Genomic DNA, 1,112 nt, shown 5'->3' with positions numbered 1-1,112 from the left:
GGCGGCCGCAAAAACTGAGTGCAACACCTGACCTTTCCGGTACGGTGTTGCCCCATGTCCTATTCCGAACTCAGCGTCGAAGAGCGCGCCGCCATTCAACTCGGTCAAGCCCAAGGTTTCAGCCTGCGCGGGATTGCTCGCCTGATCAACCGATCGCCCTCGACCATCAGCCGCGAGCTGAGACGCAATCAAGACGGCATTGGTGCTTACGCGGCCCGTAGCGCCCAACAACAGATGAGGATTCGGCGCCAAGCCTGCCGGCCCAAGCGCAAGCTGCTGCCGGGCAGTGAGCGCTTCGAGTTGGTGGTCCACATGCTGCGTGAGCGTTTGTCTCCCGAGCAGATTGCCGGCAAGCTGCGCAGCATGAACATTTCCAGCCTTAGAGATGCCTACGTCTGTCGCGAGACGATCTACAACGCGATCTATGCCCTGCCGGTCGGCGAACTGCGCAAGGAGCTGATCATCTGCCTGCGCCAAGGCAAGACGGCCCGCCGGCCGCGCTCTGGCGGTGTAGATCGGCGCGGCCAGATCCCCGAGATGGTCAGTATCCACGTGCGCCCGCCGGAGATCGAAGACCGACTGATGCCGGGCCATTGGGAAGGCGACCTGATCAAGGGCAAGGCCAACGCCTCGTCCGTAGGCACCTTGGTAGAGCGCACCAGTGGCTACCTGATCCTGGTGAAGATGAACGACGCGACGGCGACCTCGGCGATGGAAGGTTTCAGCGCGGCGCTCAATCGCATGCCGCTGGCGATGCGCAAGAGCATGACCTACGACCAGGGGCGGGAGATGGCGCGGCACGCCGAGATCACCCAGAAGACCGGGGTGGCGATCTACTTCTGCGACCCGCACAGTCCTTGGCAGCGCGGCAGCAACGAAAACATCAATGGCTTGATCCGCCAGTACCTGCCCAAGGGCACAGACCTGTCGGTACACAGCCAGGAAGAGCTGGATGCCATTGCACTGCAATTGAATATGCGCCCGCGCAAGCGCTTCGACTTCAAATGCCCGATTGAAGTCATGAGCGAGGTGATGCAAGAAGCCATGGCTATGCGGCATGATGCTCCAGCTTCAATTCAATAACCGTGTTGCACTCAGCTCCTGAAACCGCC

The 1,112-nt window shown here is 61.2% G+C and carries 1 protein-coding gene; it reads left to right on the top strand.

The annotated features are described in order from the left end of the window. Positions 1–54: 54 nt before the first annotated feature. Positions 55–1,083: an IS30-like element ISPfl2 family transposase gene (locus YA0848_RS20850; RefSeq protein WP_011805384.1), complete on the top strand. Its 1,029-nt coding sequence runs from the start codon at positions 55–57 to the stop codon at positions 1,081–1,083. The last annotated feature ends 29 nt before the right edge of the window (positions 1,084–1,112 follow it).

Source organism: Pseudomonas sp. S4_EA_1b, from assembly GCF_016307435.1.
In the GTDB taxonomy this organism is placed as follows: domain Bacteria; phylum Pseudomonadota; class Gammaproteobacteria; order Pseudomonadales; family Pseudomonadaceae; genus Aquipseudomonas; species Aquipseudomonas rhodesiae.
Note: the sequence above shows the minus strand (reverse complement) of the source record. Positions and strands in the feature narration are given on the sequence as shown.

Coding starts and splice junctions, on each gene's coding strand:
- YA0848_RS20850 (WP_011805384.1), top strand. CDS start 55: ATGTCCTATTCCGAACTCAGCGTCGAAGAGCGCGCCGCCATTCAACTC.